Source organism: Pseudomonas sp. 86_A, from assembly GCF_017491705.1.
Classification (GTDB): Bacteria; Pseudomonadota; Gammaproteobacteria; order Pseudomonadales; family Pseudomonadaceae; genus Aquipseudomonas; species Aquipseudomonas koreensis.
The window spans coordinates 73315-86882 of record NZ_JAFGYS010000012.1; the positions used below are offsets into that span (position 1 = coordinate 73315).

At 61.1% G+C, this 13568-nt stretch carries 12 protein-coding genes and 1 tRNA gene; 10 read left to right on the forward strand and 3 right to left on the reverse strand.

What is annotated here, in order from left to right; translation table 11 throughout:
* Positions 1-4 precede the first annotated feature (4 nt).
* The 3 genes from J5M57_RS18995 to J5M57_RS19005 are packed head-to-tail and all read left to right on the forward strand — an operon-like array spanning position 5 to position 1469.
* Positions 5-586 carry an RNA polymerase sigma factor gene (locus J5M57_RS18995; RefSeq protein ID WP_243435245.1) on the forward strand — a complete coding sequence of 194 codons (582 nt, stop codon included), beginning with the start codon at positions 5-7 and terminating at the stop codon, positions 584-586.
* A complete protein-coding gene (locus J5M57_RS19000) occupies positions 583-1182 on the forward strand; it encodes a hypothetical protein (protein ID WP_169842711.1) in 600 nt (199 codons plus the stop codon). Before J5M57_RS18995 ends, J5M57_RS19000 begins: the two co-directional genes overlap by 4 nt.
* A gap of 20 nt (positions 1183-1202) precedes the next feature.
* Positions 1203-1469, forward strand: coding sequence for a hypothetical protein (locus J5M57_RS19005; RefSeq protein ID WP_243435246.1), 267 nt, complete (start codon positions 1203-1205; stop codon positions 1467-1469).
* 76 nt (positions 1470-1545) lie between these two features.
* On the opposite strand, the gene J5M57_RS19010 is transcribed toward J5M57_RS19005, so the two are convergent.
* Positions 1546-1622, reverse strand: a tRNA-Arg gene (locus J5M57_RS19010).
* A 445-nt stretch (positions 1623-2067) separates the two neighbouring features.
* Between J5M57_RS19010 and gabD the strand changes: the two genes are divergently transcribed.
* From gabD to J5M57_RS19025, 3 genes are all read left to right on the forward strand, one after another.
* Positions 2068-3510 (forward strand): NADP-dependent succinate-semialdehyde dehydrogenase, encoded by a 1443-nt coding sequence (gabD, locus tag J5M57_RS19015; protein ID WP_007963502.1) that lies wholly within the window; start codon positions 2068-2070, stop codon positions 3508-3510.
* Positions 3511-3695: 185 nt separating this feature from the next.
* On the forward strand, positions 3696-4973 hold the full coding sequence (gabT, locus tag J5M57_RS19020) for a 4-aminobutyrate--2-oxoglutarate transaminase (protein ID WP_003220503.1): 1278 nt from the start codon (positions 3696-3698) through the stop codon (positions 4971-4973).
* Between the two features lie 139 nt (positions 4974-5112).
* Positions 5113-6324: a response regulator gene (locus J5M57_RS19025; RefSeq protein WP_064585425.1), complete on the forward strand. Its 1212-nt coding sequence runs from the start codon at positions 5113-5115 to the stop codon at positions 6322-6324.
* 52 nt (positions 6325-6376) lie between these two features.
* Here J5M57_RS19025 and J5M57_RS19030 read toward each other — a convergent pair whose 3' ends face one another.
* Positions 6377-7366 carry a sensor domain-containing diguanylate cyclase gene (locus J5M57_RS19030; protein ID WP_064585426.1) on the reverse strand — a complete coding sequence of 330 codons (990 nt, stop codon included), beginning with the start codon at positions 7364-7366 and terminating at the stop codon, positions 6377-6379.
* Between the two features lie 246 nt (positions 7367-7612).
* Positions 7613-8797, reverse strand: coding sequence for a delta-9 fatty acid desaturase DesA (desA, locus tag J5M57_RS19035; protein WP_207849356.1), 1185 nt, complete (start codon positions 8795-8797; stop codon positions 7613-7615).
* A 147-nt stretch (positions 8798-8944) separates the two neighbouring features.
* Between desA and dibA the strand changes: the two genes are divergently transcribed.
* From dibA to cysT, 4 genes are all read left to right on the forward strand, one after another.
* On the forward strand, positions 8945-10864 hold the full coding sequence (gene dibA / locus J5M57_RS19040) for a phosphodiesterase DibA (protein ID WP_207849357.1): 1920 nt from the start codon (positions 8945-8947) through the stop codon (positions 10862-10864).
* Positions 10865-11155: 291 nt separating this feature from the next.
* On the forward strand, positions 11156-11338 hold the full coding sequence (gene oscA / locus J5M57_RS19045) for a sulfur starvation response protein OscA (RefSeq protein ID WP_034151822.1): 183 nt from the start codon (positions 11156-11158) through the stop codon (positions 11336-11338).
* 147 nt (positions 11339-11485) lie between these two features.
* On the forward strand, positions 11486-12499 hold the full coding sequence (locus J5M57_RS19050) for a sulfate ABC transporter substrate-binding protein (RefSeq protein ID WP_064585429.1): 1014 nt from the start codon (positions 11486-11488) through the stop codon (positions 12497-12499).
* Between the two features lie 242 nt (positions 12500-12741).
* Positions 12742-13560 carry a sulfate ABC transporter permease subunit CysT gene (cysT, locus tag J5M57_RS19055; RefSeq protein ID WP_007952818.1) on the forward strand — a complete coding sequence of 273 codons (819 nt, stop codon included), beginning with the start codon at positions 12742-12744 and terminating at the stop codon, positions 13558-13560.
* Positions 13561-13568 lie beyond the last annotated feature (8 nt).

The following is a 13568-nucleotide window of genomic DNA, read 5'->3' on the forward strand; positions in this document are numbered from 1 at the left end:
ACAGCTGTTTGCCTCCGCCGACAGCCTTGAGGCCAGCAGCGACGAATCGCTGCTGGCCCGTTATCGCGAGGGCGACAGCGCGGCGTTCGAGATTCTGTACGCGCGCCATCGGCAGGGTTTGTATCGCTTTCTGCTGGGATTGAGCGGCAAGCCGGAACTGGCTGACGAGGTGTTCCAGGACACTTGGCTGAGCCTGATCCGTAGCGCCAGTCAGCTACAGGGGCGAGCGACGTTTCGTACGTGGCTGTTCCAGATTGCGCGCAATCGTCTGATCGATCACTGGCGCAAACACGGTGCTCATCAGCCGCTGCACGACAGCTACGACGAACAGCTGCATGCGGTTGGCGACGAGACCAACGATCCCGAACAACTGCTGAGCCTCAGCCGCGACAGTCAGCGCCTGGAAAGCGCCCTGCAAACCCTGCCTGCCGATCAACGCGAAGTGTTCCTGCTGCGCGCCCACGGCGACCTCGACCTGGCGCAAATCGCCAGCCTCACCGAAACACCGCTGGAAACCGTCAAGAGCCGCTTGCGCTACGCCCAGCAAAAACTGCGTCGGCTGCTGGCCGAGGAGGTACTGACATGACTGACGCCCGCCAGACACCCGAAGAACAACTGCTCAAGCATTACCGCGAGCTACACACCGGCGAACCGCCCGAGCACGTCGATGCGCTGATTCTCACCACTGCCCGCCGCGCAGCCCCGGCACCCAAGCCAAGCCTGTGGCAACGCTGGTGGCAGGCCTGCCAGAAACCGCGTTGGCAGGTCGCATTCGCCAGCCTGGTCGGCGTGGCCCTGATGCTGTCGCTGGTACAACGTGCACCGGAGGAGCCGCAACCTCGATTCGACTTCGCCCCGGCCGCCAAACCCGCCGCACCACTGGCGCGCAAACAAGCCGCCGAAGCGCAGTCGCTGGCGGCCCCCGCTGACGCCATGCCGGCGCCGGCCCCGATGATGGAAATGGCGGCACCGATGCAAAGCGACGCGATCAGCGCCGACCAAGCCAAAGTCAGCAAACGCGCCGCCGCCCCGGCCAATGGCCTCGATACGCAACTGCGTGAAGTGCTGCGCCTGCGCGAGTCCGGCCAGTCGCAAGCCGCGGATGCGCTCTACAACAACCTGCACAAACGCTACCCCGGCGTGGACCTCGACCGGCGACTGGAACAAATCCGCCAAAATTGACCGCCTGTTCGCCCAGCCATTTGGCATTGCCCGGCAAAAACGCGCACTATCGGGCCATGGCTGAACGCTGGAGAACACCCGTGGCACCAAAAATCGACCGCATCGCCCAACTCCTCAACTGCCCGGAAAAGGGTGGGGAGATACGGCGCGCGATTACCGAAGCTCGCAAGGAGTTTCTGCTGAACCAGTCGGAAGAAGACGTCGTGGAAGAAGACGAGGTTTTTGAGGAGGTTGGGGACGAAGAGGATGACGACGATTACGACGAGTTTGACTGGACGACGGAGTGACGCTCGCCGCGGGGCGGGAAGCGCCCACAAAAAAGCCCCGGACCATGACAGTCCGGGGCTTTCTCGTTTAAATCAGTGGTGCACCAGGCGGGATTCGAACCCACGACCCCTGCCTTCGGAGGGCAGTACTCTATCCAGCTGAGCTACTGGTGCAGCGGGCGACATCATACCTAGGTCGGCTCGGGGCGTCCATGCTGGGTTTTGGCGGGTTTTGTCAGGGCGCGTGTCGGTGCTGGAACGCTGTATTCCTTAAAGCGGTAACGTTCTGCAAAACCCTCGCTTGGCGCTTTTGCCGGGCTGATCTATGGTTTCGCTGCGGCCGGGGATTTTTTGCTCGTTGATCTGAAAAATCCAGCAAACACAGGGTTTTTGTTCTTTTTTTCGAACGACCTATTGTCCTTTAACCCCTTTGCTCCTACGATCCGTTTGAGATTTCAAACGCTCTTTGATCGGGTGCTGAGCCGCACGTGTTTCGAATCGTGCACGATTGATGCGCCTCATCCGGTCTCTGATTTCCCTGACGGCAGCCTTGCGAGGCGCCTTTCTAGAATCATAATTTTGCTCCGCGCAGGCCGCGGTGCTGTTAAGGAAAGCCGACATGCAGCTTAAAGACACCCAGTTGTTCCGCCAGCAAGCCTTCATTGATGGCGCTTGGGTCGATGCGGACAACGGTCAGACGATCAAGGTCAACAACCCGGCCACCGGCGAAATCCTCGGCACCGTGCCGAAAATGGGCGCTGCCGAAACCCGACGCGCGATCGAAGCCGCTGACAAAGCGCTGCCGGCCTGGCGTGCACTGACCGCCAAGGAGCGTGCAGGCAAGCTGCGTCGCTGGTTCGAACTGATGATCGAGAACCAGGACGACCTCGCGCGCCTGATGACCCTCGAGCAGGGCAAGCCGCTGGCCGAAGCCAAGGGCGAAATCGTTTACGCCGCTTCGTTCATCGAATGGTTCGCCGAAGAAGCCAAGCGCATCTACGGTGACGTTATTCCGGGCCACCAGCCAGACAAGCGCCTGATCGTGATCAAGCAGCCGATCGGCGTGACCGCAGCGATCACCCCGTGGAACTTCCCGGCAGCAATGATCACCCGTAAAGCCGGCCCTGCGCTGGCCGCCGGTTGCACCATGGTGCTCAAGCCGGCGTCGCAAACCCCATTTTCCGCGTTTGCCCTGGCTGAACTGGCCCAGCGTGCCGGCATCCCGAAAGGCGTGTTCAGCGTGGTCTCCGGCAGCGCCGGCGACATCGGCAGCGAGCTGACCAGCAACCCGATCGTGCGCAAACTGTCCTTCACCGGTTCGACCGAAATCGGTCGTCAACTGATGTCGGAATGCGCCAAGGACATCAAGAAAGTCTCGCTGGAACTGGGCGGCAACGCGCCGTTCATCGTGTTCGACGACGCGGACCTGGATAAGGCCGTCGAAGGCGCGATCATCTCCAAATACCGCAACAACGGTCAGACCTGCGTCTGCGCCAACCGCCTGTACATTCAGGATTCGGTCTACGACGCGTTCGCCGAGAAGCTGAAAGTCGCGGTGGCCAAGCTGAAGATCGGCAACGGTCTGGAAGAAGGCACCACCACTGGCCCGCTGATCGACGAAAAAGCCGTGGCCAAGGTCCAGGAACACATCGCTGACGCCGTGGCCAAAGGCGCTACCGTGCTGGCCGGTGGCAAGCCGATGGAAGGCAACTTCTTCGAGCCGACCATCCTGACCAACGTGCCGAAAGACGCGGCTGTCGCCAAGGAAGAAACCTTCGGCCCGCTGGCCCCACTGTTCCGCTTCAAAGACGAAGCCGAAGTGATCGCGATGTCCAACGACACCGAGTTCGGTCTGGCCTCCTACTTCTACGCTCGTGACCTGGGCCGTGTGTTCCGTGTGGCTGAAGCCTTGGAATACGGCATGGTTGGCGTCAACACCGGGCTGATCTCCAACGAAGTCGCGCCGTTCGGCGGCATCAAGGCGTCGGGCCTGGGCCGTGAAGGCTCCAAGTACGGCATCGAAGATTACCTGGAAATCAAATACCTCTGCCTGGGCATCTAAGCCCGGCAAGAGAACGCTGCAAACGCAAAGGGCACGAGAGCGCTGTCCCTTTGCGTCGTTTCAAAACGGAATTTTCTCTGCGGCCGGGAACGCCGTGGCAGTCGATCATCGCATGCTGCCACCGCCGATTCCTCCCGCGTAATCCTTGAACCACGCCGCCCGATGAGCGGTGAATGAGGACTGTAATGAGCAAGACTAACGCTGAACTGATGGCCCGCCGTACCGCTGCTGTACCACGTGGTGTTGGCCAGATTCACCCGATCTTCGCCGAATCGGCGAAGAACGCTACCGTGACTGACGTTGAAGGTCGCGAGTTCATCGACTTCGCCGGCGGTATCGCTGTGCTGAACACCGGCCACGTGCACCCGAAAATCATCGCGGCCGTGACCGAACAGCTGAACAAGCTGACCCACACCTGCTTCCAGGTGCTGGCCTACGAGCCGTACGTTGAGCTGTGCGAAAAGATCAACGCCAAGGTGCCAGGTGATTTCGCCAAGAAAACCCTGCTGGTCACCACCGGTTCCGAAGCCGTGGAAAACGCCGTGAAAATCGCCCGTGCCGCCACTGGCCGTGCCGGCGTGATCGCCTTCACCGGCGCGTACCACGGTCGCACCATGATGACCCTGGGTCTGACCGGTAAGGTCGTGCCTTACTCGGCCGGCATGGGCCTGATGCCAGGCGGCATCTTCCGCGCGCTGTACCCTAACGAACTGCACGGCGTGAGCATCGACGACTCGATCGCTTCCATCGAACGCATCTTCAAGAACGACGCCGAGCCGAAAGACATCGCTGCGATCATCATCGAGCCTGTGCAGGGCGAAGGTGGTTTCTACGTCGCGCCGAAAGAATTCATGAAGCGTCTGCGCGCCCTGTGCGACCAGCACGGCATCCTGCTGATCGCTGACGAAGTACAAACCGGCGCTGGCCGTACCGGCACCTTCTTCGCCATGGAGCAGATGGGCGTTGCTGCCGACCTGACCACCTTCGCCAAATCCATCGCGGGCGGCTTCCCGCTGGCCGGTGTCTGCGGCAAGGCCGAATACATGGACGCCATTGCCCCAGGCGGCCTCGGCGGCACCTACGCCGGCAGCCCGATCGCTTGCGCTGCGGCCCTGGCCGTGATGGAAGTGTTCGAAGAAGAGCAATTGCTGGACCGCTGCAAGGCCGTCGGCGAGCGTCTGGTAACCGGTCTGAAGGCTATCCAGGCCAAGTACCCGGTAATCGGTGAAGTGCGTGCCCTGGGCGCGATGATCGCGGTCGAGCTGTTCGAAAACGGCGACAGCCACAAGCCAAACCCGACCGCCGTTGCGGCTGTCGTGGCCAAGGCGCGTGACAAGGGCCTGATCCTGCTGTCCTGCGGCACCTACGGCAACGTTCTGCGCGTACTCGTACCGCTGACCTCGCCGGACGAGCAACTGGACAAAGGTCTGGCGATCATCGAAGAGTGCTTCTCGGAGCTGTAAGCCCCGGCGCTGTGTGATCGGCTAGACAAAAACCCGCTTCGGCGGGTTTTTTTACGGCCCTGAGACACGTCAAACGCTTTTGCGCTGTATCGAATGGCCAGCATTGGCTAAGGTTCAGGCATTGCAAGGGAGAGCGCGCATGACTGCCGTTGATTTACCCGCCGTACCCCGAGTGCTGATTGCCGAGGCCGATCCGTGGTCCCGGGACCTGCTCAAACAAGTGTTGCTGAACGTGCGTTGCGATGCTCGTGTGGACCTGTGTGCCGATGGTCAGCAAGCCCTGTCGCTGCTCAGCGAAGTACCGTATGACCTGGCGATCGTCGATTGGGAGTTGCCCGGCATCGATGGCTTGAGCGTGCTGCGCAACGTGCGGCAGCGCAAACGTAATCCGCCGCTGCCGTTCATCCTGATGAGCAGCCGCAACGACAGCGCCAGCGTGCGTGAAGCGCTGCCGCTGGCCCCCACGGCCTACCTGACCAAACCATTGAACATGGAAAGCCTGACCGAGCGTTTGCAGGGCTTGCTGCTCAATGCGGGCGAAGAGGTGTTTTGCGAAGTGCCGGCCCTGGCGCCGGGCATGACCTTGTCGGTGTTTCTTGAGCGCCGCCGCGAGCAGGCCGACGGTGCACCGTTGATGACAGATGTGCAGGTGGCGGTGAAACGCAGCCTGAACCCGCACGGCCTTGATCTGAAGCTGCTGGAAGAAGAAATCCGCACCGATCCACAGATCACCGCCGTGCTGATCGCGGCAGCCAACAGCGCGGCGCAGCATCATGGCGCGGCGGTGCAGACCCTGGGCCAGGCCCTGCAGCGGCTCGGCACCGGGCAGAGCATGAACCTGATCCTCGGCCTGGCACTCAAGCGCAGTGCCAGACTCAGCGACCCGTGCCTGGCGGACTACGCCGAGCGCTACTGGGGGTTGTCGCTGCACACCGCCGAATACGCCCGCACCCTGGCGCGCCTGCTCGATCTGGATCAGGAACGCTGCTATTGCGCCGGCATGTTGCATCGCCTCGGCGATCTGGCGTTGCTGCGCTGTTTGCAGGAATGGAAACAGGCTGGCGGCGAACTGGATGAATGGGAGGAGGTGGGCGATGCGCTGGCCGAGTTTGGCGCGGCCTACGGTTCGGCGTTGCGCACCCGCTGGCGCTTGCCACTGGAGTTGCGCGAGTTGATTGCTGCGGTCTACCAGCTCGGGGGTGGGGTTTACTCCCGTGAAGCGCTGGTGATGAACATGGCGGCGCAGATGGCCCGCCTGACCGAGCATGAGGGCATTGAGGAGTTGGCCAAGAGTCGCACGGCGCGGCTGCTGAAGATCGGGCTGCCGGAGTTGATGCGGATGCGCAAGTAACCTGACTTGCGCAAACCTCCTACAATGGATCTCTGTGTCGCTGAGATACAGTTCAGGCAGAAATGATCCGGTTCTTGCCCTGCCGCTTGGCCTCATACATCGCCGCATCCGCCCGGGCGAACAGGCTGTCGAGGCTGTCGTCGCCATCCGTGAGGCTGGTCAGGCCCTGGCTCACGGTGATGCCGAACGTCTGCCCGTCATGGCTGAACCTCAGGCGCTGAATCTCCTGTTGCAGCCGCTCGGCCACTTGCATCGCCATGTCCGGTGCGCAACCGGGGAACACCGCGGCGAACTCTTCTCCGCCAATACGTCCGAACAAATCGCCCCGGCGTAACGAACTGCGTCCGCAGTCGGCGATCCGCTGCAATACGTTGTCGCCCTCCTGATGACCGTAGCTGTCGTTGATCAGCTTGAAGTCATCAATGTCCAGCAGCAGGAAGGCCAGTGGCGCACCTTGCAGGCGCGCCTCTTCGAACTCGCGATGGGCGCATTCGAAGAAGTGCCGACGGTTGCTGCTCTGGGTCAGAACATCGGTGGTCGCCAGGCGATGCAGCTCGGTTTCCATCTGTTTCTTGTCGGTGATGTCCTCGGCGATGCCGACAATGATCACCGGTTGCCCGGGCTCGTCCTGACGGTTGATGAAGCATTTGTCGCTGAGCCAGCGCACCTGGCCGTCGGCGGCGATGATCCGATATTCACGGTCTTCCACCGCGCCCTTGTGCAGCACTTCGGCAAGGCTGCGCTCGGCGTAATCCAGGTCGTCGGGGTAGATGCTGTCGCGCCACTGGTGGTGGTCGGCGAGCAAGAGTCCTGCGGAGCGCCCGAAAATCCGTTCGTAAGCGGGGCTGACGTACAGCACCTGACGGGTTTCCCAGTTGAACGCCCATAGCACGGCGTTAACGCTCACCAGCAGTGAGCTGAACAGCTGTTCGCGCTCGCTCAGCCGGGCGACTTCGCCTTGGGCGTGCATCAGCGCCATCAGCGTTTGCGCGGCCTCGGGCCACTGCGCAAGGGATGAGTCTTTTTGATTGTTGTTGACCATCGGCACATATCTCAAGGGTGTGCCGCGATTTCGACAACGGCCACAGTACAGCCCGCCGGGGTGGCGAAGTGTCTTTGAGATAGGGCTTTCGGTGCTAAGTTCCGCGCATTTGTGGCAGGGGAGCTTGCTCCCGCCGGGCGGTAGGGGTGACGCGTTTCAGCAATGAGAACGCGTCGTCAAATGTGCGCCAGCTTCGCTACCGATCGGGGATGAATCCCCTCGCCACAGGGGATTCCTTGCTGCCCGTCAGGCTGCGGCAGGACGCAACGAGTAGGTTTTCAACTGGTCGGCGAATTCACGCAGGGACTGGATGCCGCTGGCCTCGGCCTCGTGCACCCATTCCTTGATGGCGGCGAGCATGTCGTGACCATTTGCGCTGGTCTTGACCCAGATCTGCTGCAGGGCCAGACGTTTTTCGTAAATTACCTTCAGCGCCTGGCTGTGCTCGAGCATGTTCTGGATGCGCAAGTGATGACGGTCTTCCAGCAGGCTGGTTTCCCGCGATAGCAGGCGTTTGGCCCGATGGAATTGATGGCGTACCGAATGATCGACCTTGTCCAGCTCCTGCTTGACCAGCGGGGCGATCACCAATTTTCGGTACTGTGCCATGATCTGGAAGCGGTTGTTGAGGATCGCCATGGCGGTGTCCATGTCCAGATGGCCCTTGCCTTCGACGCGATGGGCGATCGGCGCCACCCGCTGCACCTTGGCAAGACCGAGAAAGCTGAAGACCTTGATCCACGCCCAGCCCAGGTCGAACTCCCACTTCTTCACCGACAGCTTGGCCGAGTTGGGGTAGGTGTGATGGTTGTTGTGCAGTTCTTCGCCGCCGATCAGGATGCCCCACGGCACCAGATTGGTCGCCGCGTCGCGGCATTCGAAGTTGCGGTAGCCGATGGCATGGCCCAGACCGTTGACCACGCCGGCAGCCCAGACCGGGATCCACATCATCTGGATCGCCCAGATGGTGATGCCGATGGTGCCGAACAGCAGCAGGTCGATGACGCCCATGATCGCCACGCCCAGCAACGGATAGCGGCTGTAGAGATTGCGCTCGATCCAGTCTTCGGGGCAGTTCTTGCCGTAGATGCGCAGGGTCTCCGGGTTCTCGGCTTCGGCGCGGTACAGCTCGGCGCCTTTGCGCAGTACGGTGGACAAGCCCTTGACGACCGGGCTGTGCGGGTCATCTTCGGTTTCGCATTTGGCGTGATGTTTACGGTGGATGGCCGTCCACTCGCGGGTGTTCTGTGCCGTGGTCAGCCACAGCCAGAAGCGGAAAAAGTGTTTCAGGCCGGCATTCAGCTCAAGCGAGCGATGGGCCGAGTAACGGTGCAGATAGACGGTGACGGCGACAATTGTCACGTGGGTCATCAGCAGGGTGACTGCGACCAGTGACCAGGCCGACAAGCCAAGAAAACCTTCGTACCACATAGGCTATAGGGCCCTCGAAAAAGAAAAAAACAGCCGTTGCATTATCACCAAGCACACAGATAAAACCAGTCGCCCTTTCAGATAAGAGTCGCTGGATGTTTCTTGACCTATAATTCCAACCTTTTTTGTAGGGACATGGACAGCCGAATGCCTGCCACTTACCGCGATGCCTTGCGTGCAGCGCTGCTTTACCTGGTGCTTGCTGTCGTCTGGCTGCAGGGCACTGGTTACTTATTGAACAGTTTCTTTGATCAGTCTGTCGATCTGCAGCGATGGCAACTGATCAACGGTTACGTCTGGGCGGCGCTGAGTACCGGGCTGATCTTTCTGGCGCGCCTGCGTTTGTGTGAGTTTCTCGGCATCGGTGCGCGGTTGCGCGAGCGTCAGGCTGACCGTGAGCGCCTGCGCCAGGCTGCCGCGGTTTTCGACTGTACACGCGAAGGGGTGCTGGTCACCAACCGTGAAGGCCTGATCGTGCACGTCAACCGCGCGTTCATGGAGATCACCGGCTACCAGTACGAAGAAGTCCTCGGCCATCAGCCGAGTCTGTTCAAGTCCGGCCACCATCCGCCGGGCTTCTATCAGGCGATGTTCGCCACGCTGCAGGCCCACGGCGAGTGGAGCGGGGAAATCTGGAACCGGCGCAAGAGCGGTGAGATTTATCCACAGTGGCAAACCATCCGCGTGATTCACGATGATCAGGGGCGGCTCAGTCACTACGTGGCGGTGTTTTCCGACATCAGTGCAATCAAGGACTCCGAACACGAACTCAAGCACCTCGCCCACCACGACCCGCTGACCGATCTGCCCAATCGCCTGTTGTTCAGCGACCGCGCCGAGCAGGCGCTGGCGTCGGCGCAGTTGCACAAACGCGGCTGCGCCTTGCTGATGATCGACCTGGATCACTTCAAAATGATCAACGACAGCCTCGGCCACAACGTCGGCGATCGCTTGCTCAAGGCGGTGGCGGCGCGCCTGCAGGACCTGTTCGGCCCCGGGATTACCCTGGCGCGGCTTGGCGGTGATGAGTTCGCGGTGCTGGCGGAAAGTTGTCCACAACCGGTCCAGGCGGCGGCGCTGGCGCAGCGCATTCTCGATGCGCTGAAGGACCCGGTCCGCATCGACCAGCATGAGCTGTTCATCAACGCCAGTATCGGCATCAGCCTGTTCCCCAGTGATGCATTGAGTGCCGATCAACTGCTGCGCAATGCCGACGCCGCGCTGTTCAAGGCCAAGAGCAGCGGGCGCAACGGTTATGCGTTGTACACCGAAGAACTGACCGCCCATGCGCAGCGACGGGTCGAGATCGCTTTCGAACTGCGCCGCGCCCTGGAGCAGCAGGAGCTGCGGGTTTTCTATCAAGCGGTGCACGACCTCAAAACCCGTCGCCTGATCGGTGTCGAAGCGCTGGTGCGCTGGCAGCATCCGCAGCGGGGGCTGGTGTCGCCGGCGGAATTCATTCCGATTGCCGAGCGTACCGGGCTGATTGCCGAAATCGACGCCTGGGTGATGCGCCAGGCGTGTTCGCAGATGTGCCAATGGCAGCAGGCCGGGATTGGGCTGTCGTTCGTCGCGGTGAACGTATCGTCGCGGCTGTTCGCCCGGCGCGAGCTGTACCAGCAGGTGGCGCAGGTGCTGCACGAAACCGGGCTGAACCCGGCCTATCTGGAACTGGAAGTCACCGAAAGCGCGGTGATGGACGACCCGGAAGTGGCACTGGAGCAGATGCATCGTTTGCGCGAACTGGGCATTCGCCTGGCCATCGACGATTTCGGCACCGGCTATTCGTCACTGCTGCGGCTCAAGCGCCTGCCGGTGCAGAAGCTCAAGATCGATCAAGGCTTTGTCGCCGGGCTCCCCTTGGACGAGGACGATGTGGCGATCGTTCGAGTGATCATCGCGCTGGCCCGCAGCATGGGCATGCAGGTCCACGCCGAGGGCATCGAGCAGGCCGAGCAGGCGGCGTTTCTGCTGGAGCAGGCATGTGATCTGGGCCAGGGTTACTGGTTTGGGCGGCCGGTGCCGGCGGGGGAGATTGATTGGGCGCGGGCGCCGTTTATCGGCTGAATCCGATCCTGTGGCGAGGGAGCTTGCTCCCGCTGGACTGCTTAGCAGGCCCAAAAAAAACGGCGAGTGCTTCGCACTTGAGCGGGAGCAATCTCCCTCGCCACAGGGGGGGCGGTGTTCTTTCGTAGCGGGAACACCGCGCAAACCCTTGCCCCGTCAGATAATGTTTTCCAGTTATATAAAAATTCTTAAATAGTCTTTTTAAGAATATCTGTGCCTCTCTTATATTGCTCCCACGCCGAACGCAGTGTCGCCCACTGCCAGGCATATCCCATTCAAAGGAGCAGCACCATGAGCGCATCCCTTCGCAGCGTTGACGGTCAGGACGAAACCACCATTTTGCGTGAAATCCAGAGCGCTCTGCGCGATCTGCGATTTGGCGCGGTGGAGATCACTGTGCACAACGCTCAGGTCGTGCAGATCGAACGCAAAGAGAAATTCCGTTTGCAGCAGCCGGGTAAGCAACCGGGCTGAGTTGAAGATCAAAAGATCGCAGCCTGCGGCAGCTCCTACAGGGGGCTGTGTGTAGGAGCTGCCGAAGGCGGCGATCTTTGAATGAGCAACCCGATTCCTGCCACACATAAGAAAAAGCCACCACCCAGAATTCCAGGAGCTTTCACCATGTCGTCGATTCGCCGTTACGCTTTGGCCGCCCTGGCCAGCGCTGTGTTTGCCGGTTCCGCGGTTGCCAAGGATTACGAACTGCTCAACGTATCGTACGACCCGACGCGCGAGCTGTATCAGGACTACAACGCTGAATTCATCAAGTTCTGGCAGAAGGACCACGCCGGCGACAGCGTGAAAATCCAGCAGTCCCACGGCGGATCGGGCAAGCAGGGCCGCGCGGTGATCGATGGTCTGCGTGCCGACGTCGTGACCCTGGCGCTGGCCGGTGACATCGACGAAATCGCCAAGCTCGGCAAGACCCTGCCAGCCGACTGGCAGAAGCGTCTGCCGGACGCCAGCACCCCGTACACCTCGACCATCGTGTTCCTGGTGCGCAAGGGCAACCCGAAAGGCATCAAGGACTGGGGCGACCTGGTCAAGAACGACGTCTCGGTCATCACCCCGAATCCGAAAACCTCCGGCGGTGCGCGCTGGAACTTCCTCGCCGCGTGGGCCTATGGCCTGAAAGCCAACGGCGGCAGCGAAGAAAAAGCCAAAGAATACGTACAGACCCTGTTCAAGCATGTGCCCGTGCTGGACACCGGCGCCCGTGGTTCGACCATCACCTTCGTCAACAACGGTCAGGGTGACGTGTTGCTGGCCTGGGAAAACGAAGCATTCCTGGCGCTGAAAGAAGATGGCGGCGCCGACAAGTTCGAAATCGTCGTGCCGTCGCTGTCGATCCTCGCCGAGCCACCGGTGGCCGTGGTCGACAAGAACGCCGAGAAGAAGGGCAACGAGCAGATCGCCGAAGCCTATCTGAAGCACCTGTACAGCCCGGCCGGTCAGGAGATCGCCGCGAAGAACTTCTACCGCCCGCGTGACAAGGACGTGGCGGCGAAGTACGCCCAGCAGTTCCCGAAACTGGAACTGGTGACCATCGACAAGGACTTCGGCGGCTGGAAATCCGCGCAGCCGAAATTCTTCAATGACGGTGGCGTGTTCGACCAGATCTATCAGGCGCAGTAATCTGAATCACAATGAGCCTGAAGTTCAGGCACTTGAGATGTGGGAGTGAGCTTTTGTGGTGAGGGGATTCATCCCCGATGGGTTGCGCAGCAGCCCCAATGCCGACTTTTGCGGTGAATCAAATCTACCGCGAACTCTGGTTTTGCGACTGCTTCGCAGTCGGTCGGGGATAAATCCCCTCACCACAGGGCTTGCTCCCACATTGATGCGTTCAGCGGAATGCTTTTTAACCAAGGACTTTTATGTCGCGTCGTATCTCCCCCGTCATACCCGGCTTCGGGCTGACGCTGGGTTACACCTTGGTGTACCTCAGCCTGATTGTGCTTATCCCGCTGGCGGCGATGTTCGTCCACGCCGCCCAACTCACCTGGGATCAGTTCTGGACGATCATCTCCGCCCCCCGCGTGCTGGCCGCTCTGAAGCTGAGCTTCGGCACCGCACTGTGTGCCGCGATCATCAACGGCATCATCGGTACGCTGCTGGCGTGGGTGCTGGTGCGCTACACCTTCCCCGGGCGCAAGGTGATCGACGCGATGATCGATCTGCCATTTGCCCTGCCGACAGCCGTTGCCGGTATCGCCCTGACTGCGCTGTACACCCCGACCGGCCTGGTCGGACAGTTCGCCGCCGACCTCGGTTTCAAGATTGCCTACACGCCGTTGGGCATCACCCTCGCGCTGACCTTCGTGACCCTGCCGTTCGTGGTGCGCACGGTGCAACCGGTGCTGGCCGATATCCCGCGTGAAGTCGAAGAAGCGGCCGCCTGCCTCGGTGCGAAACCTTTGCAGGTGTTCCGCCATATCCTGCTGCCGGCATTGTTGCCTGCCTGGCTGACCGGTTTTGCCCTGGCCTTCGCCCGGGGCGTCGGCGAGTACGGTTCGGTGATTTTCATTGCCGGCAACATGCCGATGAAAACCGAGATCCTGCCACTGCTGATCATGGTCAAGCTCGACCAATACGATTACACCGGCGCCACCTCCATCGGCGTGCTGATGCTGGTGGTTTCCTTCGTCCTGTTGCTGCTGATCAACTTGCTGCAGCGGCGCATCGAAACCCCATAAGGAGGCGC

Excerpts from the sequence above, each read along its gene's own strand:
- J5M57_RS19025 (WP_064585425.1), top strand. The coding sequence starts at position 5,113 with ATGACTGCCGTTGATTTACCCGCCGTACCCCGAGTGCTGATTGCCGAG.
- oscA (WP_034151822.1), top strand. The coding sequence starts at position 11,156 with ATGAGCGCATCCCTTCGCAGCGTTGACGGTCAGGACGAAACCACCATT.
- J5M57_RS19030 (WP_064585426.1), bottom strand. The coding sequence starts at position 7,366 with ATGGTCAACAACAATCAAAAAGACTCATCCCTTGCGCAGTGGCCCGAG.
- desA (WP_207849356.1), bottom strand. The coding sequence starts at position 8,797 with ATGTGGTACGAAGGTTTTCTTGGCTTGTCGGCCTGGTCACTGGTCGCA.
- dibA (WP_207849357.1), top strand. The coding sequence starts at position 8,945 with ATGCCTGCCACTTACCGCGATGCCTTGCGTGCAGCGCTGCTTTACCTG.
- cysT (WP_007952818.1), top strand. The coding sequence starts at position 12,742 with ATGTCGCGTCGTATCTCCCCCGTCATACCCGGCTTCGGGCTGACGCTG.
- J5M57_RS19050 (WP_064585429.1), top strand. The coding sequence starts at position 11,486 with ATGTCGTCGATTCGCCGTTACGCTTTGGCCGCCCTGGCCAGCGCTGTG.
- gabT (WP_003220503.1), top strand. The coding sequence starts at position 3,696 with ATGAGCAAGACTAACGCTGAACTGATGGCCCGCCGTACCGCTGCTGTA.
- J5M57_RS19000 (WP_169842711.1), top strand. The coding sequence starts at position 583 with ATGACTGACGCCCGCCAGACACCCGAAGAACAACTGCTCAAGCATTAC.
- gabD (WP_007963502.1), top strand. The coding sequence starts at position 2,068 with ATGCAGCTTAAAGACACCCAGTTGTTCCGCCAGCAAGCCTTCATTGAT.